This window comes from Bradyrhizobium sp. (genome assembly GCF_028868675.1).
Taxonomy (GTDB): domain Bacteria; phylum Pseudomonadota; class Alphaproteobacteria; order Rhizobiales; family Xanthobacteraceae; genus Bradyrhizobium.
Genome location: NZ_JAGWUA010000346.1, coordinates 1 through 2,591, shown reverse-complemented (window position 1 = coordinate 2,591; position 2,591 = coordinate 1). Strand labels below are relative to the sequence as shown.

The following is a 2,591-nucleotide window of genomic DNA, read 5'->3' as shown; positions in this document are numbered from 1 at the left end:
GACTTAGCCCCGGTCCTGATGTGGGGGGCTTCTACTCCAACGCAATGGCGGTGCCAACTGCCGCGTACGGCTTTTACCGCCGTCATCCTTAAGGGGCGGCGGACCATAGCTAGCCCCGGGACTCTACGACCGGGGGGTCGATCCAGCCCACATTGCCGTCCGCCCGGCGGTAAATGATGTTCACCCGGCCGCTGGAGCCGTGCTGAAATACCAGGCAGGCGGCGCCCGTCAGGTCGAGTTCCATGACCGCCTCGCTGACCGAAAGCCGCTTCAGCGAGGTCGTCGCCTCCGCGATGATGACGGGGCTGTAGCCGGTGACCTCGTCCTCGCCCTCGGCCGGCGCCTCCAGCACGTAGCTCGTTGCGTCGAGCGCCGCGAGCGCGGCGGTGGCGGCGTGGGCCTTGCGGGCGGAACGGTCCTTGAGCCTGCTCTTGTACCGGCGCAGCCGCTTCTCGATCATCAGGAGCGCCTGGTCGGCGCTGGCATAGGCGTCCGGCGCGTTGGAATCGGCCTCCAGCGTGATCCCCGAATCCAGATGCAGCGCGCAATCGGTGCGGAAGCCGAACCCGTCCTTGCTGAGCGTGATGTGGCCGGAATAGTTGCCGTCGAAATATTTGCGCAGGACCTCCTCGGTGCGCGCGCTGACGCGGCCGCGCAGGGCGTCGCCGACGCTGATGCTTTTGCCAGAAATCCGGAGAGTCATGGATGCCTCGCTTGGGTTGAGCCAGCCTGGATCGTCTGCAAGAGGGGAAACGAGAGTAGCGCGATTCGAGGCCGGCGCAATCAGGCCGGCTCGGGGTTGCGTGACCGATCAGGTAATGCGGTGGACAGCACGTTACCAAGGGCGCTCTGCTTGTCGCGGCGGCGTTGCACCGAAGAAGGAATGCGCATGGCCTCGCGGTACTTCGCGACCGTGCGGCGGGCAATGTCAATGCCCGAGGCGCGCAACCGTTCCACGATCGTGTCGTCCGACAGGATCGCGGACGGATCCTCCGCATCGATGAGCTGCTTGATGTGGTGGCGGACGGCCTCGGCGGAATGCGCCTCGCCGCCGTCGGCCGACGCGATCGAGGCGGTGAAGAAATACTTCAGCTCGAACGTGCCGCGATTGGTCGCCATGTACTTGTTGGCGGTGACGCGCGACACCGTCGATTCATGCATCTGGATGGCATCGGCCACCGCCTTCAGGTTGAGCGGCCGCAGATGCGCGACGCCGTGCGTGAAGAAGCCGTCCTGCTGGCGCACGATCTCGGTCGCAACCTTGAGGATGGTGCGGGCGCGCTGATCGAGCGCGCGCAGCAGCCAGGTCGCGTTCTGCAGGCAGTCGCTGAAATAGGACTTGTCGCCGTCCTTGCCGATCTTCTTCGACAGCTCGGAATAATAGGTCTGGTTGACGAGGACGCGCGGCAAGGTGTCGCTGTTGAGCTCGACATGCCAGCCGCCATCGGGACCGGGACGCACATAGACGTCCGGCACCATGGTCTGCAGGCGCGCCGATCCGAATTTCATGCCCGGCTTCGGATTGAGGCGACGGATCTCGCCGATCATGTCGGCGATGTCCTCGTCGTCGACGCCGCAGACTTTGCGCAAGGCCGCGATGTCGCGCTTGGCCAGGAGATCGAGATGCTCGACCAGCGCCTGCATCGCCGGATCGTAGCGGTCGAGCTCGCGGAGCTGGATCGCGAGGCACTCGCTCAGGGATCGCGCGCAGACGCCTGGCGGATCGAATTTTTGCAGCACGGCGAGAACGTCCTCGACGTCGCGCTGCGACGCACCGAGCCGCTCCGCCGCCTGGCCGAGATCGGCAGGCAGGTAGCCCGCCTCGTCGACGAGGTCGATGAGGTACTGCCCGATCATGCGCTGCGCCGGGGCGGTGAAGGCAACCGAAAGCTGCTCGGCCAGATGGTCCGCCAGCGTCACCTCGGCTGCGACGAAGGCCTCGAGATTGTAGTCCTCGTCGCCGGAGGCGCCGCCGCCCCATTCGGTATAGACGCTGGGCGCCGCGTCCTGCGCCTTGCGGGCGGCGGCTTCCGCGGGCTCCTCGGAGAAGACGTTGTCCAGCCCGGTATCGAGCGTCTGCTCGATCTCGGCTCGGGTACCGAGGTCGCGGCTCAACCATTCTTCCTGGCCCGGCTCGAAGCCCTCCGCTGCGCCGCCGTCCTCGCCATAACCGCCGGACTCATGGTTGCCGGCATCCTCGGAGTCGCCGAATTGGGCGGCCTCGGCCGGGGCTTCGCCCACCGGCGCCTCGTCGCTGGCGCGCTCCAGCAGCGGATTGCGCTCCAGTTCCTCCTCAACGAAGGTGGTGAGATCGAGGTTGGACAATTGCAGAAGCTTGATCGCCTGCATCAGCTGCGGCGTCATCACCAGCGACTGCGATTGCCTGAACTCCAACCTCTGCGTCAGCGCCATGAAGCAAGAACCGTTCCCAAAAATGGTCCGATTCTTGCTTATCTCAGTCCGGAGTCGATGTACACGGCTTGACGGATGGGAAAAAAAGACTAGAGGCGGAACTCTTCGCCGAGGTAAAGGCGCCGGACGTCCGGGTCGTTGACGATTTCATCCGGGCTGCCCTCGGTCAATATCTCGCC

Annotated in this window: 3 protein-coding genes; all 3 read right to left on the bottom strand. The window is 65.3% G+C overall.

What is annotated here, in order from left to right:
* Positions 1–109 precede the first annotated feature (109 nt).
* On the bottom strand, positions 110–703 hold the full coding sequence (gene raiA / locus KGM94_RS24865; protein ID WP_300265290.1) for a ribosome-associated translation inhibitor RaiA: 594 nt from the start codon (positions 701–703) through the stop codon (positions 110–112).
* An 80-nt stretch (positions 704–783) separates the two neighbouring features.
* Positions 784–2,412, bottom strand: coding sequence for an RNA polymerase factor sigma-54 (gene rpoN, locus KGM94_RS24860; protein WP_300265287.1), 1,629 nt, complete (start codon positions 2,410–2,412; stop codon positions 784–786).
* A gap of 89 nt (positions 2,413–2,501) precedes the next feature.
* Positions 2,502–2,591, bottom strand: a 90-nt coding sequence (locus tag KGM94_RS24855) for a hypothetical protein (protein WP_300265293.1), incomplete at its 5' end; no start/stop codon positions are given.